The sequence below is a fragment of the Stutzerimonas stutzeri genome, assembly GCF_038561965.1.
GTDB lineage: Bacteria > Pseudomonadota > Gammaproteobacteria > Pseudomonadales > Pseudomonadaceae > Stutzerimonas > Stutzerimonas stutzeri_AA.
Map to the genome: position 1 here is coordinate 3,655,373 of NZ_CP139348.1, position 22,999 is coordinate 3,678,371.

Annotated in this window: 21 protein-coding genes and 1 other RNA gene; 4 read left to right on the top strand and 18 right to left on the bottom strand. The window is 61.6% G+C overall.

Features of this window, described 5'->3' with window-relative positions:
• Positions 1-36 precede the first annotated feature (36 nt).
• Complete coding sequence (locus SM130_RS16805) at positions 37-435, top strand: Rho termination factor N-terminal domain-containing protein (RefSeq protein WP_102824923.1); 399 nt, start codon at positions 37-39, stop codon at positions 433-435.
• A 226-nt stretch (positions 436-661) separates the two neighbouring features.
• A complete protein-coding gene (locus SM130_RS16810; RefSeq protein WP_102824922.1) occupies positions 662-1,195 on the top strand; it encodes a ferritin-like domain-containing protein in 534 nt (177 codons plus the stop codon).
• A gap of 123 nt (positions 1,196-1,318) precedes the next feature.
• Here the strand turns inward: SM130_RS16810 and lpxC are convergent, their stop codons facing one another.
• From lpxC to rsmI, 18 genes are all read right to left on the bottom strand, one after another.
• Complete coding sequence (lpxC, locus tag SM130_RS16815) at positions 1,319-2,230, bottom strand: UDP-3-O-acyl-N-acetylglucosamine deacetylase (protein ID WP_102824921.1); 912 nt, start codon at positions 2,228-2,230, stop codon at positions 1,319-1,321.
• A gap of 115 nt (positions 2,231-2,345) precedes the next feature.
• The gene (gene ftsZ, locus SM130_RS16820) at positions 2,346-3,533 is read right to left on the bottom strand and encodes a cell division protein FtsZ (protein ID WP_102824920.1); all 1,188 of its coding nucleotides are present in this window, start codon (positions 3,531-3,533) and stop codon (positions 2,346-2,348) included.
• A 48-nt stretch (positions 3,534-3,581) separates the two neighbouring features.
• Positions 3,582-4,829 (bottom strand): cell division protein FtsA, encoded by a 1,248-nt coding sequence (ftsA, locus tag SM130_RS16825; RefSeq protein ID WP_102824919.1) that lies wholly within the window; start codon positions 4,827-4,829, stop codon positions 3,582-3,584.
• A gap of 12 nt (positions 4,830-4,841) precedes the next feature.
• Positions 4,842-5,699: a cell division protein FtsQ/DivIB gene (locus SM130_RS16830; RefSeq protein ID WP_102824918.1), complete on the bottom strand. Its 858-nt coding sequence runs from the start codon at positions 5,697-5,699 to the stop codon at positions 4,842-4,844.
• 2 nt (positions 5,700-5,701) lie between these two features.
• The gene (locus SM130_RS16835; RefSeq protein WP_102824917.1) at positions 5,702-6,646 is read right to left on the bottom strand and encodes a D-alanine--D-alanine ligase; all 945 of its coding nucleotides are present in this window, start codon (positions 6,644-6,646) and stop codon (positions 5,702-5,704) included.
• Positions 6,643-8,100, bottom strand: coding sequence for a UDP-N-acetylmuramate--L-alanine ligase (gene murC, locus SM130_RS16840; protein WP_102824916.1), 1,458 nt, complete (start codon positions 8,098-8,100; stop codon positions 6,643-6,645). Before murC ends, SM130_RS16835 begins: the two co-directional genes overlap by 4 nt.
• Positions 8,093-9,163, bottom strand: a complete 1,071-nt coding sequence (gene murG, locus SM130_RS16845; RefSeq protein ID WP_102824915.1) for an undecaprenyldiphospho-muramoylpentapeptide beta-N-acetylglucosaminyltransferase — start codon at positions 9,161-9,163, stop codon at positions 8,093-8,095. The genes murC and murG overlap by 8 nt, the downstream gene beginning before the upstream one ends.
• Positions 9,153-10,376, bottom strand: coding sequence for a putative lipid II flippase FtsW (gene ftsW, locus SM130_RS16850; RefSeq protein ID WP_102824914.1), 1,224 nt, complete (start codon positions 10,374-10,376; stop codon positions 9,153-9,155). Before ftsW ends, murG begins: the two co-directional genes overlap by 11 nt.
• Positions 10,376-11,719 carry a UDP-N-acetylmuramoyl-L-alanine--D-glutamate ligase gene (murD, locus tag SM130_RS16855; RefSeq protein ID WP_102824913.1) on the bottom strand — a complete coding sequence of 448 codons (1,344 nt, stop codon included), beginning with the start codon at positions 11,717-11,719 and terminating at the stop codon, positions 10,376-10,378. Before murD ends, ftsW begins: the two co-directional genes overlap by 1 nt.
• Positions 11,720-11,725: 6 nt before the next feature.
• Complete coding sequence (gene mraY, locus SM130_RS16860) at positions 11,726-12,808, bottom strand: phospho-N-acetylmuramoyl-pentapeptide-transferase (RefSeq protein ID WP_102824912.1); 1,083 nt, start codon at positions 12,806-12,808, stop codon at positions 11,726-11,728.
• Positions 12,808-14,184: a UDP-N-acetylmuramoyl-tripeptide--D-alanyl-D-alanine ligase gene (locus SM130_RS16865; protein WP_102824911.1), complete on the bottom strand. Its 1,377-nt coding sequence runs from the start codon at positions 14,182-14,184 to the stop codon at positions 12,808-12,810. Before SM130_RS16865 ends, mraY begins: the two co-directional genes overlap by 1 nt.
• Positions 14,177-15,640, bottom strand: coding sequence for a UDP-N-acetylmuramoyl-L-alanyl-D-glutamate--2,6-diaminopimelate ligase (locus tag SM130_RS16870; protein WP_102824910.1), 1,464 nt, complete (start codon positions 15,638-15,640; stop codon positions 14,177-14,179). Before SM130_RS16870 ends, SM130_RS16865 begins: the two co-directional genes overlap by 8 nt.
• Entirely contained in the window at positions 15,640-17,367 is a 1,728-nt protein-coding gene (locus tag SM130_RS16875) for a peptidoglycan D,D-transpeptidase FtsI family protein (RefSeq protein ID WP_102824909.1), read from the bottom strand. Before SM130_RS16875 ends, SM130_RS16870 begins: the two co-directional genes overlap by 1 nt.
• On the bottom strand, positions 17,367-17,648 hold the full coding sequence (ftsL, locus tag SM130_RS16880) for a cell division protein FtsL (RefSeq protein ID WP_272890452.1): 282 nt from the start codon (positions 17,646-17,648) through the stop codon (positions 17,367-17,369). Before ftsL ends, SM130_RS16875 begins: the two co-directional genes overlap by 1 nt.
• Positions 17,649-17,653: 5 nt before the next feature.
• A complete protein-coding gene (rsmH, locus tag SM130_RS16885; RefSeq protein WP_102824907.1) occupies positions 17,654-18,601 on the bottom strand; it encodes a 16S rRNA (cytosine(1402)-N(4))-methyltransferase RsmH in 948 nt (315 codons plus the stop codon).
• Entirely contained in the window at positions 18,598-19,053 is a 456-nt protein-coding gene (mraZ, locus tag SM130_RS16890; RefSeq protein WP_102824906.1) for a division/cell wall cluster transcriptional repressor MraZ, read from the bottom strand. The genes rsmH and mraZ overlap by 4 nt, the downstream gene beginning before the upstream one ends.
• Before the next feature lie 295 nt (positions 19,054-19,348).
• An RNA gene (rnpB, locus tag SM130_RS16895) (RNase P RNA component class A) lies at positions 19,349-19,708 on the bottom strand.
• Positions 19,709-19,780: 72 nt separating this feature from the next.
• The gene (gene rsmI / locus SM130_RS16900) at positions 19,781-20,644 is read right to left on the bottom strand and encodes a 16S rRNA (cytidine(1402)-2'-O)-methyltransferase (RefSeq protein ID WP_102824905.1); all 864 of its coding nucleotides are present in this window, start codon (positions 20,642-20,644) and stop codon (positions 19,781-19,783) included.
• Positions 20,645-20,769: 125 nt separating this feature from the next.
• Here rsmI and SM130_RS16905 point away from each other — a divergent pair, with 125 nt between their 5' ends.
• Both SM130_RS16905 and SM130_RS16910 read left to right on the top strand, forming a co-directional pair.
• Complete coding sequence (locus tag SM130_RS16905) at positions 20,770-22,572, top strand: penicillin-binding protein activator (RefSeq protein WP_102824904.1); 1,803 nt, start codon at positions 20,770-20,772, stop codon at positions 22,570-22,572.
• Positions 22,572-22,934, top strand: a complete 363-nt coding sequence (locus SM130_RS16910) for a YraN family protein (protein ID WP_102824903.1) — start codon at positions 22,572-22,574, stop codon at positions 22,932-22,934. Before SM130_RS16905 ends, SM130_RS16910 begins: the two co-directional genes overlap by 1 nt.
• Positions 22,935-22,999: the final 65 nt, after the last annotated feature.

The window sequence follows — 22,999 nt, forward strand, 5'->3', positions numbered from 1 at the left end:
GCTTTCAAGCCCCGCGCCCGCTACAAGGAGACCGCCATGCCTCGTGGAGACAAGAGCAAGTACACCGACAAGCAGCAACGCAAGGCCGAGCACATCGAGGAAAGCTACGAGGAGCGTGGCGTATCCGAGAAGGAGGCCGAAGCCCGCGCCTGGGCCACCGTCAACAAGCAATCCGGTGGTGGCGAGCGTAAGGGTGGATCAGGCAAGAACAAGAGCGAAACCACCAAGCGCGCCGAACGCAAGGATTCAGCCCACCGCGCCGCCGATGCCCGCAAGGGCAAATCGCCGAACAGCGGATCGGCAAGCAGTTCGAAGTCCTCCAGCACAGCCCTAGCCGACATGACCCGCGATGAGCTGATGGACAAGGCCCGCGAACGAGACATTCGCGGCCGCTCGAAGATGCGCAAAGACGAACTGCTACGGGCTCTGAGCTGAGGTTTGATACCGATGACGAACCAGCAACCCCCTCCCCCCGAAGGCAATCCCAAACGCGAAGATCCAGCCGAGCCCGTGCCCATTGACGAGCCCGGCCCCGGCCAGTCCGAACCCGAGCGCCCACCACCGACCGAGGTGGCCGGCTAAACTTTTCGCCAGCATCCCGATCTCAATTGGCGAACCGTGAAGCACCGCAACTGCGGTGAACCTAGACCAGGAGATGGCGATGAGTTACGTACAACTGAGTGATAAGCAAAGTCTGCGCGAGCGGGCTCGCCAACATGTCGAGAACGGCGCCGTCACCGAGAGCTATTCGGCTGATCGAGAAGTCGTGATCAATCTGTTGAACGAAGCGCTGGCAACCGAACTGGTTTGTTATCTGCGCTACAAGCGCCACTACTACATGGCCACAGGATTGAAGTCGAGCGCTGCCGCCGACGAGTTCCTTGAGCACGCCAACGAAGAACAGGAGCACGCCGATCGGCTCGCCGAACGCATCGTGCAGCTCGGTGGCGCACCCGATTTCAACCCTGACAACCTCACTGAACGCGCTCACGCGCAGTACGCCGAAGGGAATGGCCTGCGTGACATGGTCTTTGAGAATCTGGTCGCCGAGCGCATCGCGATCGACAGCTACCGGGAGATCGTCCAGTACATTGGCGACAAGGACCCCACTACGCGGCGCATCTTCGAGGACATCCTAGCCCAGGAAGAAGAGCACGCCGACGATCTGGCAGGCTTGCTGGACGGCATGAACTAGGCAGCCCAGTCTGCGCGCCAGCGTGGGGCTTGACGGCCACATGTCGGCGCGTCGACTTGGTTGAAAAGCAAATAAAAAAAGGCCACCCGAAGGTGGCCTTAAATTTAGGAAGAGAGGTACAGCTTAGCCGGCTGCCACCGGACGCATGTAGGAGATCGGTGCGGTCTGCGGGTCATCGAAGGTCACCAGTTCCCACGCATCCTTCTGTTCCATCAGGGTGCGTAGCAAGCGGTTGTTCAACGCGTGGCCGGATTTATAGCCGCGGAATTCGCCGATCAGGCTGGTTCCCAACAAGTAAAGATCACCAATGGCATCGAGAATCTTGTGCTTCACGAATTCGTCCTCGTAACGCAGACCGTCTTCGTTGAGCACGCTGGTTTCGTCCACCACAATGGCGTTTTCAACACTGCCGCCGAGCGCCAGATTGTGCGAGCGGAGGAACTCGATGTCGCGCATGAACCCGAAGGTGCGTGCACGGCTGACTTCTTTGACGAAAGAAGTGCTCGAGAAATCCACACTGGCAGTCTGGGTGCGGCCCTTGAAAACCGGATGGTCGAAATCGATCTCGAAACTCACCTTGAAGCCGTCGAATGGCAGGAAGGTAGCGCGCTTGTCACCCTCCTCGACAGACACTTCACGCTTGATGCGGATGAACTTCTTGTGGGCGTCCTGCTCCTGCAGGCCGGCGGATTGAATCAGGAATACGAAAGGCCCAGCGCTACCGTCCATGATCGGCACTTCCGACGCAGAGAGCTCGACGTAGGCATTGTCGATCCCCAAGCCGGCCATTGCCGATAGCAAATGTTCCACTGTGTCGACCTTGACGTCACCATTGACCAGCGTCGTGGACATGGTGGTTTCGCCAACGTTCTCAGCCCGCGCTGGGATCTCCACAGGCGGATTGAGGTCGGTACGACAGAACACGATTCCAGTATCCACCGGTGCCGGTTTCAGGGTGAGATAAACCTTCTCTCCCGAATGCAAGCCGACGCCAGTGGCGCGAATGATGTTCTTTAGTGTGCGTTGTCTGATCATGGCCTTTTGCTTCGCTATAGCGCTAGTTGCGAATTGTTTTCAACAAGTGAGGGCGATAATAGCAGAAGCCCAGTTTGCTGAACACCAATCACAACAATACTCCTGATAAATTCAATCAATCGGCCTGACGACGCAGGAACGCAGGGATATCCAGATAATCCAGATCCTCCTGCGGGTTCAGCTTGGCTGCAGTGGCAGCTGCATGCGCCTGATTACGCATCACGGTCGGGCGCTCCAGGTCACGGTAGTTGACTGCGGCGTGCTCATGCTGGCGCGGGGCCGGAGCAGCAGAAGCGGCAACAGTGGCATGCACGGTGTTGTCGACGACCTTGACCGGTTTCTCGTTGCGCGGACCGAGACCGGTCGCGACGACGGTAACGTGCAGCTCGTCGGTCATATCCGGATCGATGACTGCACCAACCTTTACGGTGGCCTCATCGGACGCGAAGGCTTCGATGATCTCGCCTACTGCGGCGTACTCGCCCAGCGACAGGTCCAGACCGGCAGTGATGTTCACCAGGATGCCGCGGGCGCCCTGCAGGTTGACGTCTTCCAGCAGCGGGTTGCGAATGGCCGCTTCAGTAGCCTCGCGAGCCCGGTTCGGGCCAGTTGCGCAGCCAGTACCCATCATCGCCATACCCATCTCGCCCATGACGGTCTTGACGTCGGCGAAGTCGACGTTCATCAGGCCCGGACGCTGCATGATGTCGGAGATACCGCGAACGGCTCCGGCCAGCACGTCATCGGCCTTGGCGAAGGCGGCCAGCAGGCTGGCGTCTTTGCCGAGAATGGTCAGCAGTTTCTCGTTGGGTATAGTGATCAAGGAATCGACGCAATCGGAAAGCGCGCGGATGCCTTCATCGGCTACCTGCATGCGGCGACGGCCCTCGAAGGGGAACGGACGGGTGACCACAGCGACGGTAAGGATGCCCATTTCCTTGGCTACCGAAGCAATGATCGGCGCAGCGCCGGTACCGGTGCCACCACCCATGCCGGTGGTGATGAACACCATGTCTGCGCCTTCCAGCACTTCGGCAATGCGCTCACGGTCTTCCATCGCGGCCTGACGGCCGATGTCCGGGTTGGTACCAGCGCCCAGACCCTTGGTGATGGCGGAGCCGAGCTGCAGCACGGTGCGCGCTTCAACCTTCTTGAGCGCCTGGGCGTCGGTATTGGCGCAAATGAATTCGACGCCTTCGACGTTGTTGCGAACCATATGGTTCACGGCATTGCCGCCACCGCCACCGACACCGATGACCTTGATGACTGCACTTTGCGGGGTATGATCTACGAGTTCGAACATTTCCCTCTCTCCTTCCAGCTTTCTAGTTTTGGTTTTACAGCGCACTGCTTAAAAATTGCCCTGAATCCAGCCCTTGAGCCGGTCCAGAACAGACGTCTTTGATTCCTCGGCGAAATTGCCGATACCAGGCACGGGAAGGCCGTCGGTCTGCTTGTGCAGTCCGTACAGCAGCAGGCCCACGCCCGTCGAATAGATTGGGTTGCGTACTACGTCGCTCAGTCCCTTGACGCTGTGCGGCACGCCAAGGCGCACCGGCATGTGAAAGATTTCCTCGGCCAGGTCGATGGCTCCTTCCATCTTCGCTGTACCGCCAGTGAGAACGATCCCGGCCGGGACCAGATCCTCGTAACCGCTGCGCCGCAGTTCGGCCTGGATCAGGGTGAACAGCTCGTCGTAACGCGGCTCGACAACCTCTGCCAAAGCCTGGCGAGAGAGCTCGCGCGGCGGACGATCGCCGACACTAGGGACCTTGATGGTCTCGCCTGCGCCTGCCAGCTTGGCCAACGCGCAAGCATAGCGAATCTTGATCTCTTCGGCATACTGAGTCGGCGTGCGCAGTGCCATGGCAATGTCATTGGTGACCTGGTCGCCCGCGATCGGAATGACCGCCGTATGACGAATCGCGCCTTCGGTGAAGATGCAGATATCAGTGGTGCCACCGCCGATGTCTACAAGGCAGACACCCAGTTCTTTCTCATCATCAGTCAGCACGGCATGCGCCGAAGCCAGTTGCTCGAGGATAATGTCGTCCACCTCGAGACCGCAGCGACGCACGCACTTCTCGACGTTCTGCGCAGCATTCACCGCACAGGTGACCACATGGACCTTGGCCTCCAGGCGCACACCGGACATGCCCAGGGGCTCACGCACGCCTTCCTGGTTGTCGATCACATAATCCTGCGGCAGCGTGTGCAGTACGCGCTGATCAGCCGGGATCGCCACGGCCTGGGCTGCATCGAGGACGCGCTCCAGATCGGCGGTACTGACCTCGCGGTCGCGAATCGCGACGATGCCATGGGAATTCAGGCTGCGAATATGGTTACCGGCCAGACCAACGAAGGCCGAATGGATGCGGCAGCCAGCCATCAGCTGGGCTTCTTCGATCGCGCGCTGGATCGACTGCACGGTGGATTCGATATTGACCACCACGCCCTTCTTCAAACCGCGGGAAGGATGGGTACCGATTCCCACGATTTCCAGTTCGCCGTCGGCGGTCACTTCACCGACCAGCGCCACCACCTTGGAGGTGCCAATGTCCAGGCCGACGATCATCTTGCCGCTTTGCACGCTCGACATGTGTTTCATTCCTCAATTCTTCGCAGCGACGGTCGTATCCGTCGCAGTCGGGATCGGCTCATGCCAGGCAACGGCCAGGCCGTTCGCATAGCGCAGATCGATCCGTGCGATCTTTTCGCTTTCCTGCTCCAGCGCCTTTTGATAGATGGCAGTGAAGCGACGCATTTTTTCTACAACCTGGTCCCGCCCCAGCAGTAACTCGATGCCCTGATTGGTGGTCAGGAACCAGCTCCCACGTTCACGCAGTTCGAGACGGGAAATGGAGAATCCCAGCGGGCGCAGCATCTGGCTGAGCATCTGGTATTGCTGCATGACACGCTGTTGGGCCCGCTTCGGACCATATAAATGTGGCAAGTGTTCATATCGGCTCAGGTCATCCGGCGAGAAAGCCTGTCCTTTATTGTTAAGCAATGCTTCGCCCCCCCAACGGGCAATCGGCAATTGCTCATCCAGACGCACCATTACCTGGTCCGGCCAGACGCGACGAACTTCGACATGTGCGATCCAGGGCATCTGTTCGAGTTGGTGACGCATCGCGTTCAGATCAACCTTGAAGAAACTCTGCTCGACGAAAGGCGCGATACGCTGCTGGACCGCCTCGCGGCTTACATAGCCCAGTTCGCCCTGCACGCTGACCTTCGCGATCGGCCGGTCGGCGTAAGGCAACAGCCGCTCACCCAGCTCGTAGAGCCCGACCACCAGCCCGACCAGCAGTACCGGCCAGACGAAACGCTTCAGCCCGGCGAAATTCGGCTTCGGCAGGCGCTGTGACAGCGGCTGCGGTTGCACCAGGCGGCTCGCGCCCCGCTGCGCGGGCTTGCGCGAAGCACGGCCGCTACCGGGTTGCGAGTGGCGCAGCGTCGCAATCATGGTTAGTTCCCCGCCTCGAGGCTGTCATCGAGAATGCTCAGGACCAACTGCTGGAAATCCAGACCGGTAGCGCGCGCCGCCATCGGTACCAGGCTGTGATCGGTCATGCCGGGCACGGTGTTCACTTCCAGCAGCCAGAAATCGCCACCGGCATCCTGCATCACGTCGACCCGAGCCCAACCACGAATGCCAACCGCTTCGCAGGCGCGAGCCGACAGCACCTTGAGTTCCTCCTCCCGACCAGCATCGAGACCACAGGGGATTCGGTACTGGGTATCGGAGGCCAGGTACTTGGCGTCGTAGTCGTAGAAGCTGTGCGGTGTGCCCAGGCCGATCGGCGGCAACACCTGCCCATGCAATACGGCCACAGTGAATTCAGGGCCCTGGATCCACTGCTCGACCAGCACTTGCGAATCGTAGGCGCTCGCTGCGCGCCAAGCGTCGATCAGCGCGGCGAGATCCGCGACCTTGGCCATGCCGATGCTCGAACCCTCATGCGCCGGCTTGACGATCAGCGGAAAACCCAACGTATCGGCCGCGGCTTTGCAATCGTCCTCGCTAGCCAGCACCGCATGTTGCGGCGTCGGCAGGCCAAGGCTCTGCCACACCTGCTTGGTACGCAGCTTGTCCATGGCCAGGGCCGAGGCCAGGATGCCACTGCCGGTGTAGGGAATGCCGGCGCATTCCAGCAGGCCCTGCATGCTGCCGTCTTCGCCGCCACGACCGTGCAGGACGATAAAGGCACGATCGATCCGCTCGCTGCTCAGGCGCTGCAACAGGTCATCGGCGGCATCAATGCCGAAGGCATCGACGCCCCCTTCCTGCAAAGCAGCGAGCACTGCGGCGCCGGACTTCAGGGACACTTCGCGTTCGGCACTCTTGCCGCCGAAGAGCACGGCAACCCGACCGAACGTCTTCGGGTCGCGCGTCGAATGCAGGGCAGTCATTGCGATTTCCTCGTGGAACCATCGCCGCCGAACAGCGGGCTTCTCAACAGTTGAGGTGCCAGCCCGCCGATATCGCCGGCCCCCTGGCAAAGCAGAATGTCACCAGCGCGCAGCAACGGCTTGACCAACGGCGCCAGGTCGACGCCACGCTCGACATAGATCGGGTCCAACTGCCCGCGTTGGCGGATGCTATGACACAGCTGGCGGCTATCCGCGCCGGGAATGGGCTCCTCACCTGCCGGGTAGACTTCCATCAGCAGCAGGACATTGGATTCGCCCAGAACCTGCACGAAATCGTCGTAGAGGTCGCGGGTGCGGCTGTAGCGGTGCGGCTGATAGACCATCACCAGGCGCCGCTCCGGCCAACCGCCACGCACTGCCTTGATCACGGCGGCAACTTCACGCGGATGGTGGCCATAGTCATCGACCAACATCACGCTGCCATTCTCGACCGGCAGATCGCCGTACACCTGGAAGCGACGACCGACGCCAGCGAATTCGGCGAGCCCGCGAACGATGGCCTCGTCGTCGATGCCTTCATCGGTCGCGATCGCGATGGTGGCCAAGGCGTTGAGCACATTGTGGTTGCCAGGCATGTTCACCGACACGTCCAGCGGTTCGCAGCCATCGCGCAGTACTGTGAAATAGGTGCGCATGCCTTCCTGGCGGATGTTGATGGCGCGCACGTCAGCGTCTTCGCTGAAACCGTAGGTGGTGGTCGGCCGGCCAATCTGCGGAATGATCTCGCGCACGAACGGATCGTCGACGCAGAGCACAGCCAGGCCATAGAACGGCAGGTTATGCAGGAACTCGACGAAGGTTTTCTTCAGCTTGCCGAAATCGCCGCCATAGGTGCTCATATGATCGGCGTCGATATTGGTCACCACCGCCACCATCGGCTGCAGGTGGAGGAAGCTGGCATCGCTCTCGTCCGCCTCGGCGATCAGATAGCGGCTGCTGCCCAGCTGGGCGTTGGTGCCCGCCGCAGTCAGGCGACCACCGATGACGAAGGTGGGATCGAGCCCTCCGGCGGCAAACACCGACGCCAGCAGGCTGGTGGTGGTGGTCTTGCCGTGAGTGCCGGCGACGGCAATGCCGTGGCGATAGCGCATCAGCTCGGCGAGCATCTCCGCACGCGGCACAACCGGGATACGCTGCTCGAGCGCCAGGGCGACTTCCGGGTTGGCCGAATTCACAGCGCTGGAGACTACCAGCACATCGGCGCCCGCAACGTTACCGGCCTGATGGCCGATGAAAATCTGCGCGCCGAAACTCTGCAGGCGGTCGGTACTGGCGGACTCTTTGAGATCCGATCCCGAAACCTCGTAACCCAAGTTGAGCAGCACCTCGGCAATGCCGCACATGCCAACCCCGCCGATACCGACGAAGTGGATGCGACGAATGCGGCGCATGCGGCGTACTTCCGCTTTCACCGCGGCGGGAGACTTAGCCATGGGCCACCTCCAGGCAGATTTCGACCACACTGCGGGTGGCGTCGGGCCGAGCCAGGCGGCGCGCGGTGGCGCCCATGGCCTTGAGTTTTTCCGGCTGCATCATTACCTCGGTCAGCTGAGCGGCAAGCGCGGCCGCATCAGTCTTGGCTTGCGGCAGAAGGACGGCAGCGCCCTCCTTCGCCAGATATTCGGCATTGCGTGTCTGGTGATCGTCGATCGCATGAGGCAGCGGCACCAGGAACGACGGCAGGCCTGCAGCGGCCAGCTCGCACACAGTGAGCGCGCCGGCGCGGCAGATGACCAGATCGGCCCAGGCGTAGGCACGTGCCATATCCTTGATGAAAGGTGCGACCTCGGCCTCGACTGCAACTTCTGCGTAGCGCCCCGTAGTCAGTTCTGCGTGCTGCTTGCCAGCCTGATGGAACACTTCCGGACGCAGTTCCAGCGGTAGCTGCGCCAAGGCAGCAGGCAACAGCTTGTTCAACGGTTCGGCGCCCAGGCTGCCACCCAGCACCAACAGTCGCGGCCGGCGGCCGATCAGGCTGTCGCGAGGGGTTTCCAGAAACAGCTCTTCACGCACCGGGTTGCCCGTGGTGCGACGCTTGGCGCTGGCCTTGAAGGTATCCGGGAAAGCCTCGCAGACACGGCTTGAAAGCGGCACCAGGCTGCGGTTGGCAGTGCCGGCCACAGCATTCTGCTCGTGAATCACCAACGGCACACCTGCCAGCTTGGCAGCCAGCCCGCCAGGCCCGGTGACATAACCACCCATACCCAACACACAGACCGGCCGCAGCTCGCGGACGATGCGGCGCGCCTGGAACAGCGAGCGAATCAACTGCAGCGGCGCCTTGATCAGCGATGCGAGGTTCTTGCCGCGCAACCCGCTGATCTGAATCAGGTGCAGCGGCAGACCCGCCGCCGGCACCAACTCGTTCTCGATGCCACGCGGCGTGCCGAGCCAATGCACGGCGTAGCCGCGTGCTTGGAACTCACGAGCGCAGGCCAGCGCGGGGAAGACGTGACCACCGGTGCCGCCCGCCATGATCAGAACGTTACCGGCCATGAGCAGCCTCCTTGGCCGGTGGCTCGGCGAAGTCGGCCTCGACGAAATCGGTGTCCTCGCTTCCCAGCACAGTGCGGCTTTCCCACTCGATGCGCAGCAGCAGAGCCATGCTCGCGCAGGTCACGACCAGCGAACTGCCGCCATAACTCAGGAAAGGCAGCGTCAGGCCCTTGGTCGGCAGTAGACCGACATTAACCCCGACGTTGATCAGGAACTGACCCAGCCAGAGGGCTGCCAAGCCCCAGGCAACGTAAGCGGCGAAGAACTGCCGGGCCTTTTCTGCCCAGAGACCGATATACAGAGCACGAATGCCAACGAAAGCGAACAGCGCGATGGTCGCCAGCGCGCCGACCATGCCCAGCTCTTCTGCCAGCACCGAAAAAACGAAGTCCGTATGCGCTTCGGGCAGATAGAACTGCTTCTGTACGCTGTTGCCCAGGCCGACACCGAGCCACTCGCCACGCCCAAAGGCAATCAGAGCCTGGGTCAGCTGATAGCCGGCGCCGTACTGGTCTGCCCAGGGGTCTGTGAAGGTGATCAGGCGCTGCAGACGATATTCCTGAGTCTGTACCAGCACCACCACGGCACCGACCGCCGCAATTACCAGCAGACTGAAGCGGATCATCCCGACGCCGCCGAGAAACAGCATCGCAACCGCGGCGCCCATCATGACTACCGTGGCACCGAAGTCCGGCTCCAGCAGCAGGAGGAAAGCCATAGGCAGCAACACCAGGAACGGTTTGGCAAAGCCCCACATGCTCTCGCGGACTTCTTCCTGGCGGCGCACCAGATAGCCGGCCAGGTAGATCACCACGAATACCTTGGCCAGCTCGGATGGTTGAACGTTGAACGCACCGAAACCAATCCAGCGCATCGAGCCGTTCACCTCACGACCGATCCCTGGCAGCAATACCAGAATCAGTAGCCCGAATGCCGCCAGCAGCAGCATCCAGTCCAGGCGCTGCCAGGCGGACAACGGTACCAGCAGCATCGCGGCACCGGCGCCGAGGCCCAGCAACACGTATATGAGGTGGCGGCTCATGTGGTACAGCGGGTTGCCTGCGTTGACCGCAGCCACTTCCGAGGACGCCGAAGTAATCATCACCAGGCCGAGGCCGAGCAATGCCAGGCAGCCGGCGAGCATGGGGAAGTCCAGATCCAGACCGCGGCGGCCGAACAGGGGTGAAGGTGCATTGCGCAGGAAGGCGAGCATCAGTCGAGCGCCTCCACCGCAGCGGCAAACAGGCGGCCGCGCTCTTCGAAATTCTTGAACATGTCCAGACTGGCACAGGCTGGCGAGAGCAACACCGCATCGCCTGCCTCAGCGCATTCGGCGGCGCGCTGAACGGCCTCCTCCAGGCTGGCGACATGCACCAATATGGTTGCCCCGGCCAGGGCTTCGGCCAGACGCTGCGCATCACGACCGAGCAGCACAACGGCTCGGCAGTAACGCGCGATTGGCGCGCGCAGTCCGGAGAAGTCAGCACCCTTGCCGTCGCCACCGGCAATCAGCACCAGTTTGCCTTCGATATCGGCGCCCAGACCTTCGATCGCGGCCAGCGCAGCGCCGACATTGGTCGCCTTGGAATCATCGTAGTAGGCGACATCACCGCGTTGCCCGACCCATTGGCAGCGATGCGGCAAACCGGCGAATTGGCGCAGTGTCTCGAGCATTCGCTCGAACGGCAGGCCGACCGCATGTCCCAGCGCCAGCGCCGCCAGCGCGTTGGAGTGGTTGTGCGCGCCGCGCATCTTCAGCTCCCGAACCGGCATCAGCGCGTCGAATTGGAAGGCCAGGTATTTATCGCCCTTCTCTTCGAACAGGCCGAAACCCTTGAAGTCCGGCTTGCCCAGGCCAAAGGTCCAGGTCGGTACGTCGTCACCCACCAATGGCCGGCTGAGGCGGTCGTCGCAATTGATCACGACCTGTCGCGCACCGCGGAAGATCCGATGCTTGGCCTGGTGATAGGCCGGCAGCCCGCTGTAGCGGTCCATGTGGTCTTCACTGATGTTCAGGCAGGTCGCCACCTCGGCGTTGAGCTGTTCGGTGATTTCCAGCTGAAAGCTGGAAAGCTCCAACACATAAAGCTCGACATCGTCGGCGAGCAGATCGAGCGCCGGTGTACCCAGGTTGCCGCCGACCGCCACCTTGCGCCCAGCCGCCGCGGCCATCTCGCCAACCAGCGTGGTTACGGTGCTCTTGGCATTGGAACCGGTGATCGCGATGATCGGCGCCTTGGCTTCGCGGGCGAACAGTTCGATATCGCCTGATAGCTTGACTCCGCGGGCGGCGGCTTGCTGCAGGGCGGGAGTACTGACCGCCAGCCCCGGGCTCACCAGCAGTTCACTAGCAGTGCAGAGAAACTCGATGTCCAGTTCTCCGCAACGTACCTGCACGTTCGGATACTCGGTCTTGAGCGTGGCCAGTTCCGGCGGGTTCGCACGGGTATCGGCAACGGCAAACGGCAGCCCTCGGCGCGCCAGGTGGCGTACCAGGGACATGCCGCTCTTGCCGAGGCCGACAACGATGCGGAACTGGTCGGAAGCGATGAGCACTCTCGATTACCTCAATTTCAGGGTGGCAAGGCCAACGAGCACCAGAATCACGGTAATGATCCAGAAGCGCACGATTACCCGAGGTTCGGGCCAGCCTTTGAGTTCGAAATGGTGATGGATCGGCGCCATGCGGAACACGCGCTTGCCGGTCAGCTTGAAGCTGGCGACCTGGATCATCACCGACAGGGTTTCCATCACGAACACACCGCCCATGATGAACAGCACCACTTCCTGGCGAACGATCACGGCAATGGTGCCCAGCGCGGCGCCCAGCGCCAGCGCGCCGACATCGCCCATGAACACTTGGGCTGGATAGGTGTTGAACCAGAGAAAACCGAGACCCGCGCCGATCAGTGCACCACAGAAGACGATCAGTTCACCCGCACCGGGGATATAAGGGATCAACAGGTATTCGGCGAAGTTAACGTTGCCGGACAGGTAGCAGAAGATGCCCAGGCCGCCACCGACCATCACGGTCGGCATGATCGCCAGACCATCGAGCCCGTCGGTGAGGTTGACCGCATTGCTCGATCCGACGATGACGAAATAGGTCAGCACCACGAAGCCGATCCCCAGCGGGATCTCGATGTTCTTCAGCAGCGGTAGAATCAGCGTAGTTTCGACCGGCGTTTGCGCAGTCATATAAAGGAAGATTGCTGCGCCAAGACCAAAGACGGACTGCCAGAAGTACTTCCAGCGGCTCGGCAGGCCCCGGGAGTTTTTCTCGATCACCTTGCGGTAGTCATCGACCCAGCCAACCGCGCCGAACAGCAGCGTCACCGCCAGCACAACCCAGACATAACGGTTGGCCAGGTCTGCCCAGAGCAAGGTGCTGATACCGATGGCGCTGAGGATCAGCGCCCCCCCCATGGTCGGAGTGCCGGATTTCGACAAATGCGACTGCGGGCCATCGGTACGTACCGATTGCCCGATCTGGCGTAGCTGCAACGTGCGGATCAGCCAAGGGCCCATCCACAGCGACAGCACGAGGGCGGTGAGGACGCCGAGAATTCCACGCAGCGACAGGTACTGAAAGACCGCGAAGCCCTTGTGGAACTGTTGCAGATACTCGGCGAGCAGCAGCAGCATCAGTGTTTCTCCATGGATGGCCCAGCGAGCGCATCGACGACTTTGTCCATCGCCGCGCTACGTGAGCCCTTGATCAGAATGGTGGTGCCGCTGCCCTGTTCGGCACGCAGGCTATCGATGAGGCTGGCCTGGTCGGCAAAATGCCGCGCCCCCGGACCAAACGCCTGTACCGCATGGGCCATCAGCGGGCCTACCGCATAGAGGGTGTCGACCTTGCCAGCCGCGTATGCGCCAACCTCGCGATGGCCCTGCTCGGCCCATTCGCCCAGCTCGCCCATGTCACCCAATGCAAGGATGGTGCGACCGGCGAAGCTTGCCAGTACGTCGATCGCGGCGCAGATCGACGCCGGATTGGCGTTGTAGCTGTCGTCGATCAGGCGCACGCCATTGGCCAGCATTTGCGCCACGGCGCGACCCTTGACCGGTTGCAGTTGCTGCAGCCCGGCGACAACGGCATTGGCGTCGACACCCAGCGCATAGGCCGCCGCGGCGGCTGCCAGAGCATTGGCTACGTTATGGCGGCCCAGCAGATTGAGCTGGACACGGAGGTTGCCCAACGGGCCAGTCAGTACGAAGCTCGGGCAACCGCGCTGATCGTAGGCGATCGAGCCGGCTGAGAAATCGGCAAGCGGATTGGCCAGCCCGAAGGAGACGATGCGTTTGCCGGCGACACGCTCGGCCCAGATTGGATAGGCCTTGTCATCGCGGTTCAGCACGGCGATACCGCTTTCAGTCAAACCGTCGAGAATCTCGCCTTTGGCTTCGACGATCTTGTGCGGGCCGCCGAACTCGCCGACATGGGCGGTCCCTGCGTTGGTGATCAGACTGACATCCGGGCGTACCAGCTTCACGGTGTAGGCAATGTCGCCTGGCCGCGAGGCGCCGAGTTCGATGACCGCGGCGCGGTGCTCAGTGCTCAACTCGAGCAGCGTCAGTGGTGCGCCCAGGTCGTTATTGAGATTACCGCGAGTCGCCAGCACGGCGTTCTGCCCGTATGCACTACGCAAAATGCTGGCGAGCATTTCCTTCACGCTGGTCTTTCCGCTGGAGCCGGTGATGGCGGCAACCGGCCCGGTAAAGGCGTCGCGATTGCTCGCGCCCATGCGTCCCAGTGCCGCGCGGGTATCGGCAACCACCAGTTGAGGCAGCGGTGAAGACTCGACCTCGCGCTCGACGAGCGCCGCGACAGCACCTTTCGCGGCAACGTCCGCCAGATAGGCGTGCCCGTCGAAGCGAGGCCCGGTCAGCGCGATGAATAGCTGACCCGGTTCGATAGCGCGGCTATCGGTACTGACCGCTGCAAAGCTGGCATCCGCCCCGACCAAACGACCGGACAATGGTTGTTGCAGCTCGCTCAGGCGCGTTGCTTCAAGCATTGGGCTTCTCCCAGATGGACAGTGCGGTAACGGCTTCCTCGATATCAGAGAACGGCAGGCGCTCGCCGCGAATTTCCTGATAGTCCTCGTGACCTTTACCCGCGAGAACCACCACGTCTTCGATGCGCGCAGCCGCGATCAGGCTGGCAATCGCCCGGGCTCGACCGTGGGTGAAGGTCACCGCCGCAGGATTGGCGAAACCTGAACGGATATCCGCAACAATGCGCTCTGGCGCTTCGTTACGCGGATTGTCGTCGGTAACCACTATTCCGTCGGCCAGACGCTCTGCAACCGCGGCCATCAAGGGGCGCTTGCCGGTATCACGGTCGCCGCCGCAACCGAACAGGCAGAGCAGTCTGCCGGTCGCGTGGGGGCGCAGCGCGGTAAGTACTTTTTCCAGAGCATCGGGCGTGTGGGCATAGTCCACGACAACCAGCGGAAGATCTCCGCCACCCAGACGCTGCATACGACCGGCAGGGCCCTCGAGCTCTGGCAGCACTGCGAGGACTTCATCCAACGGATAATCCATGCCGAGCAGAGCGCCAACTGCAGCCAGAACGTTGCTCACATTAAAGCGCCCCAGCAACGGGCTGCGCATAGAGCGCTCGCCCTGCGGCGTGATCAGGCGTGCATGAATGCCATCGTCATCGAGCCGCGCCTCGGCACAGTAGAGGTAGGCCGACGGGTCTTCCAGGCTGTAGGTGATCAGCCGTGACTCGCGATCTTCGCCGGCCAGCGCGCGACCGAAGCCATCGTCAAGATTGATGACGCGGCAGCTCAAGCCGGGCACGTCGAACAGGCGCGCCTTGGCGGCGCCGTAGGCCTCCATGGTGCCGTGATAATCGAGATGGTCGCGCGACAGGTTGGTGAAAACAGCGACATCGAAATCCAGCGCCGCGACGCGCCCCTGATCCAGCCCATGCGAGGAAACTTCCATCGCGACCGCGCGGGCGCCTTCCTGTTTCAGGTTGGCCAGCGTCGCCTGTACTCCGATGGCGTCCGGCGTTGTATGCCGACCCAGCTTAAGCTGACCATGAAAGCCGGTGCCCAGCGTACCGATGATGCCGCAGGGCTCACCGAGCCGATCGAGTGCCTGAGCGATCAATTGACTGACGCTGGTCTTGCCGTTGGTTCCGGTGACGCCAGCCAGGCGAAGATTGCGACTCGGCTCGCCATAAAAACGCCCAGCGATTGTCGACAGCTGACTGGCCAGATGATGTACCGGCACCATGACTGCGTTGCCGGTCAACGGCTGGTCTAGCCCTTCCGCTTCAAATGCAACCGCAGCAGCACCACGCGCAATCGCATCCTGAACGTGATCTCGACCGTCGAATTGCAAACCCGGCACCGCGAGGAACAGGTCGCCGCCGCGGACCTTGCGGCTGTCGAGCGTCAGCTCGCGAATCAACACATCGCGGCCAGCTTGGGGCAGCAGGTGACTCAACGGCATAGGCATTAGATGCGCCCTCCCTTGCCTTTCGCCGCTTCGGCAGTCTGCAGGTCGGCAGGCGGAGGCAGATTGTCCGGGGCGACGTTCATCAGGCGCAGCGCCCGCGCCATCACCTTGCCGAAGACCGGCGCGGCGACCAGACCACCGTAGTACTGGCCCTTGCTTGGCTCATCCACGACGATCACTGCAGCGATTCGCGGGTTGGAAAGCGGTGCAACGCCGGCAAAGAACGAGCGATAGGCGTCCTTGGTATAGCCGCCAGTACCGGAGATCTTCTTCGCGGTACCGCTCTTGCCGCCGACGTGATAGCCCGGCACCTTGGCCCTGGCACCACCACCGCCTTCCTCTTCGACGACCGCACGCAACATCTGCAGGACGATGCCCGAAATTTGCTTGTCGATGACCTGCACACCATCTTGTGGCCGATCCAGGCGCAGCAGGGAAAGCGGAACGTTCGAGCCCTGATTGCCCAGCACTGCATAGGCATGAGCCAGCTGAACGGCTGTTACCGACAAGCCATAGCCGTAGGCCAGCGATGCGGTCTCCGCATCCCGCCACTTACGATGATTGGGCAGGTTGCCGACTCGCTCGCCCGGGAAGCCGAGCCCAGTGTCCTGGCCGAAGCCGGCCTGCTGCATCACGGCATAAACCGGCTCGGCGCCGATATCCAGGGCAATCTTGCTGATCCCCACGTTGCTCGACTTCATCAGAATGCCGGTCAACGAGAGCATGCCGCCACGCGAGACGTCACGGATGGTGTAGCGACCGATGCGCATCCATCCTGGCAGCGTGTTGACGACCGAATCAGGCTTGTACTTGCCAGTGCCTAACGCTGCGGCAATGCTGAATGGTTTGACCGTCGAGCCAGGCTCGAAGACATCGATCATGGCGCGATTGCGCATCGCAGCCGGTTGCAGATTGCGGCGATTGTTCGGGTTGTAGGTGGGCTGATTGGCCATGGCGAGAATCTCGCCGGTCTTGACGTCGACCATCACCAGGCTGGCAGCCTTGGCGCCGTACTCGTGCACCACGTTGCGCAGCTCACTGTGGGCGAGGTACTGCAGTCGAAGATCAATCGACAACGCCATGGCCTTGCCGGCTTTGGCGTTCTTCGTCACCTGTACGTCCTTGATCAGACGTCCACGGCGGTCCTTGAGCACCTGGCGTTTGCCCGGCACACCGGCAAGCCACTCGTCATAGGCGAGTTCCATACCTTCACGGCCACGATCATCAATGTCGGTGAAGCCCACCACGTGGGCAGCCACTTCACCCGCCGGATAGAAGCGACGGAATTCTTCCTGGGCATAGACCCCTGGAATCTTCAGATCAAGGACATCCTGCCCCTGCTCTGGAGTGAGGCCGCGTACCAGATAGATGAACTCCCGGGCCGCCTGTGACTGCAGGCGTTCGCTCAAGGTAGCGGCATCTTGGCTCAGCGCCTTGGCCAGCTCCGGCCAACGCGCACGCGCAGCCTGCAACTCCTTCGGGTTCCCCCAGAGGGTGGTGACCGGGGTGCTTACAGCGAGCGGTTCACCGTTGCGATCGGTAATCAGTCCTCGGTGCGCCGGAATTGGGATATGACGAACGCTGCGAGCATCGCCCTGCCCCTTGAGGAAGCCCTGATCCATCACTTGGAGATCGACGATGCGCCAGGCGATGGCGCCGACGAGCAACGCCAGCAGCGCCAGTACGATACGAAAACGCCAAGGGTAAAGAGCGCCCTGCAGATTCATCATGGCTTCACCAGCCTGACGTCTGCCGCCGCGGGGATGTGCATGCGCAGCTGGTCGGTCGCCAGCGTCTCGATACGACTGTGCGCCGTCCAGGTGCTCTGCTCGAGGATCAGGCGGCCCCATTCAGCCTGAGCTTTGTCACGAACACTGAGCTCTCCGTAGAGCTCGTTGAGCAGTTGCCGATTCCAGTGCGCGCAGTAAGCGACCGCAATCGCCGACAGCAGAACGCCAACGAACAGCACGAGCATCAGCAGGCTGCCGCTGGGCATGGATCGCAGCATGCGGCTCACCGTAGCTTCTCCGCCACGCGCATCACGGCGCTGCGCGAGCGCGGATTGGCCTTGACCTCGGCATCGGAAGCGTATTGTGGTTTGCCAAGCAGCTTCAGCCGCGGCTCGAAAGCCTTCGGAATAATCGGCAGGTCGCGCGGCAGTTTGTCCGCCTCGCCCTTGGCATGGCGACGCATGAATTGTTTGACGATACGATCTTCCAGCGAATGGAAGCTGATTACGACCAGCCGGCCACCCACTTCCAGAGCCTCCAACGCGGCATCGAGACCGGACTCAAGATCGCCAAGCTCGTTGTTGATATAGATGCGCAGCCCCTGAAACGCGCGAGTCGCCGGGTTCTTGCCCTTCTCCCAGGCAGGATTCGCCTCGGTCAGCACTTTGGCCAGATCAGCCGTTCGCTCGAACGGGGCATCAGCGCGCCGCTGTACCACGGCTCGCGCCATGCGCTTGGCAAAACGTTCTTCGCCGTAATCCTTGAATACGCGCGCAATTTCGTCCGCTTCAGCACGGGCAATCCACTCGGCAGCGCTGACGCCTCGACTGGGGTCCATGCGCATGTCCAGCGGGCCATCATTGAGAAAACTGAACCCACGCTCGGGATCATCAAGCTGCGGCGAGGAAACACCCAGATCCAGCAATACACCGCTGACGGTACCGGTCCAGCCGCGTTGCGCAACTTCTTCACCCAGCTCGGCAAAACTTCTCTGCACAACGACAAAGCGGCCGTCCTCGGCCGCCAGTGCTTGCCCCGTAGCGATGGCTAACGGGTCCTTGTCAAAGCCTAGCAACTGACCATCAGGGCCGAGCTGCTGCAATAGCAGCCGGCTGTGACCGCCTCGACCAAAGGTCCCATCCAGGTAGCGACCGTCGGCGCGCACTGCTAGCGCCGCGACGGCTTCGTCGAGCAACACGGTAATATGTCGCAGGCTGCTGATCTGGTTCACAGGATTAGGTCACGTAGTTCGTCCGGCAGGCCGCCGGGTTGCTTGATGGCCGCCAGGTCCGCGTCAGAAATCGCGTTCCAGTCGTCCTCGTTCCACAGTTGAAACTTGTTCAGTTGCCCCACAAGCATCGCGCGCTTGTCTAGTCGGGCGTATTCACGAAGACGCGGCGGCACAACAACACGGCCGCTGCCATCCATCTCCAGATCAACCGCATTACCGATCAATAGACGCTGCAGGCGGCGGGCCTCTTCACGAAGAGAGGGCAGCTCGCGAAGCTTCGTCTCAATCAGCTCCCATTCGGGCAAGGGGTAAATGCACAGACAGCGGTCCACGGCATCGATTGTGATGATCAGCTGGCCATCGCCACGGGAATTCAGCTCGTCGCGATACCGGCTGGGCATGGCTAGCCGGCCTTTGGCGTCGAGACTGATGGCGTTAGCTCCGCGAAACACGGCTGCGCTTCCCCTAAATTAGCTATCCATGCCCATATTTACCCACTTTGTGCCACTTCCTACCACTTGTGCGCACTATAGAAACGCAGCCGCCCCACCGTCAAGGCGAGCCGGAGGGGAAAAAGCCTTACGGAGCGGTAATTTAGCGGTGCTGAGGGAAGATCGGAGCAGAACAGCGGAGGGTAGGGACAGCGCTTCTCAATACGAACGCGCACTTACTCAACAAAGTTAAAGTACTTTGTTAAGAGCAAGAATCTTTCGGAATTAAAAACGCGAGTTACGGAGGAAGTAAAAGAAGGAGAGTCGATCTGTAAGCCGGGTTCTGTCGAGGACAGCCATTCCTCTACGACAGCCATCACTGACTGCCTCTAGCAACCTACCCGGATCCAGCGCGGGCCACGCCAATGGATCCCTATTTGGTCTTGCTCCAAGTGGGGTTTACCTAGCCACGGACTGTTGCCAGCCGTGCGGTGCGCTCTTACCGCACCTTTTCACCCTTACCGGCGCCGAAGCGCTTAGGCGGTTATTTTCTGTGGCACTTTCCGTAGGCTCGCGCCTCCCAGGCGTTACCTGGCACTTCGCCCTATGGAGCCCGGACTTTCCTCCCTCCCTTCTTGCCGGAACAAAAAGAGACAGCGACTGTCCGATCGACTCTCCAGGCGCCAGAGTATCGTCGCGAGGCGCCGGCTGCAAGCGCGCCGCCTGCAGATGCAGGCCCTGCCGACGCCTATTTCCGCTCCAGCGCCGCCTGATAGAGCAGATTCTTGCGTACACCGGTGATCTCCGCCGCTAAGGCCGCCGCTCGCTTGAGCGGCATTTCGGCAAGCAAAAGATCGAGCACCCGAAGCGATTCCGTGTTCACCGCGCTTTCATCCTGCGGCGCATGCCAGCCCTCGACTAGCACTACGCACTCGCCCCGCTGCTGATTGCTGTCAGCCTCAACCCACGAACGCAGTTCACCCAAAGGCAGTCCTTTTAGCGTTTCGAATGCCTTGGTCAGCTCGCGCCCCAGCACTGCGATCCGGCCGCTGCCCAACACATCCTCGAGATCGCCGAGCGATTCGAGTATGCGATGCGGGGCCTCGTAGAAGATCAGCGTACGCGGCTCTTCTTTCAGTATCTCGAGACGCGCGCGACGAGCAGCTGCTTTTGCAGGCAGGAAGCCTTCGAAAATGAACCGGTCCGACGGCAGGCCAGCCGCCGATAACGCAGCGATCAGCGCACAAGCCCCCGGTACCGGCACAACGGCAATACCCGCAGCACGCGCCTGACGCACAAGGTGATAGCCCGGATCAGAGATCAAGGGCGTACCGGCATCGGAAATCAGCGCAACACTCTCGCCCGCCTGCAACCGACCGAGAAACCGCCCTCCCTCTTCACGCTCGTTGTGCTCATGACAGGCCGCCAGAGGCGTCTGAATGCCGAAGTGCGCAAGCAAACGGGACGAATGCCGGGTGTCCTCCGCAGCAATCAGCGACACCTCTTTGAGTACGCGCAGCGCTCGGGCGCTGATGTCCTCAAGATTGCCGATTGGCGTAGCGACAACATAAAGCGTACCTACTCCGGAATTCGCACCATTGCTGGCAGTCACAAGGGCTTACCTCTGTCACGGAAATGCGCATTGTAGCCCGATTCGCCGCCGTAACATCGCGGCCAGTTCAGCGCTTGGGTACAATCCCGCCAACACTCGCCAGTGCTTTCAGGAACGATTAATCAATGGCCTGCTTACGCCCCCTCCTTCTCCTCTGCATCGCCGCCATGCTCACGGCTTGCGCCAGCTCGCCCTCGTCTTCGCTTGGTGAACTGCCTCGTACTCCGCAAGCCTCTACCCAGCAACTGCTGCAGAAGGCCGACCAGAGCGACCCCGAACAGGCCACGCAATTGCGCCTGGCCGCAGCGGGCCAAAGCGTCCAACAGGGCAATCACGCGCAAGCCCGCAGCATTCTTGAGCAGGTCCAGATAGATGCACTGAAACCTGCGCAGCAGATCTTCGCACTGACATTACAGGCCGAAATTGCGCTTGCTGACGGCGAGCCCGAACGAGCCGTGCAAGCACTCCAGCACCCAGCGTTCGAGCGCCTGGGCGAGCTACCCGTGGAGCAGCAGATCCGCAGCCAACTGGCCCGCGCTGAAGCACTGGAAGCGACCAGCAAACTGCTCGCTGCTGCACGCGAACGGGTGTTTACGGCGCCCTTACTGAGCGGCGAGCAAGCGCGAGAAAACCATGAGAGTATCTGGAAGCTAATCTCTGCCCTACCTGAAAAACAGCTGCAGAGCCCAGCGGACGCAGACCTTGCCGGCTGGCAAGCGCTTGCACTGTCACTGAAGCGCGCTGGCACGGTCGCTCAGCAGCAGCGAGCGATCGACGACTGGATAGCGCAGAATCCCCAGCACCCTGCTGCACGACAACTACCTGAGCCACTGCAAAAGCTTCGTGAGCTGGCCGATCAACCACTTAATCATGTTGCCCTCCTACTCCCCATGGAAGGCCAATTGGCGGGCGTCGCACGCGCTCTGCGTGATGGCTTTCTGGCCGCCCATCTGCATGCTCAGCAAACCGGTCAAGCACTGCGGATCGAGCTTTATGACAGCAGCCGCATGAGCTCCATCGACGATTTTTACCGCCAAGCCCAGGCGGCCGGCGTACAACTGGTGGTCGGCCCACTGGAAAAGGAGCTGGTTCGCCAGCTTGCCGAGCGCGACCAGCTACCCATCACCACGCTGGCACTTAACTACAGCGACGCCGGACAACACACACCGCCACAGCTTTTTCAGTTCGGTCTCGCCGCAGAAGACGAAGCCCGTGAAGTCGCCCGTCGCGCCTGGGCGGACGGCCATCGCCGCGCAATCGCGCTAGCGCCTCAGGGCGACTGGGGAGGCAGGATTCTCGACGCCTTCCGCCAGAGCTGGCAGGAGGCCGGCGGAACGCTGGTGGCAGCAGAGCCGCTGGCCGAGCCCGTGCAACTGGCTAATCAGATCGCCGACTTACTGCAACTCCGCAGCAGCGAAAGGCGTTCCGGTCGGGTCAGCAGCATTACCGACGCCTCCGCCGCCAGCCAACCGACTCGCCGCCAGGACGTCGATTTCCTCTTCCTCGCCGCAACCCCTCAACAGGCCCAGCAGGTCAGACCTACCCTGATCTTCCAATACGCAGGGGATCTTCCGGTGTATGGCACCTCCCACCTGCACTCAGCCAGCCACGACCGCACCCAATATCTGGACCTCGAAGGCATACGCTTCGCAGAGACACCCTGGCTGCTGGACGATCAGATACCCCTGCGCCAGGAAGTCGAACAGAAATGGCCACAAGCCGGCGGGAGCCTTGGCCGCCTGTATGCAATGGGAGCTGACGCCTATCTCTTGGCTCCGCGCCTAAATCAACTGTTGGCACTTCCAAACACTCAGCTGGATGGGCTTTCCGGGACTCTTAGCCTGAACCCCCAGCAGCGCATCGAACGCCAGCTTCCATGGGCCCAGTTTCGTGATGGTGCGATCGAACGCCTGGAAGACATGCGGTAATGAGCGATAGCCAGAGCAGCGGACGCTCTGCCGAAGACCTCGCGTTGCGACACCTCAGCAGCAACGGGCTTCGTCTGCTCGAGCGCAACTGGTCCTGTCGCAGCGGCGAGCTTGATCTGGTCATGCTCGATGGCGATACAGTAGTATTCGTCGAGGTCCGCTACAGGCGCCACGCCGCCTGGGGCGGCGCCCTCGAAAGCGTCGACATGCGCAAGCAGCACAAGCTGATCAAGACCGCCCAACTCTTTCTGCAGAAGGAAAGCCGTTGGGCACGCAGCCCTTGTCGCTTCGACGTCGTCGCAATCGCCGCAGCCGGAAAAAACGAGGACCTGAACTGGATCCGCAATGCATTTGACAGCTGAATGATCATGCGGCAGCGAATGCTGCACCATGCGACTCAGCCCTAGCGAACCGTAAGCGCATCGTC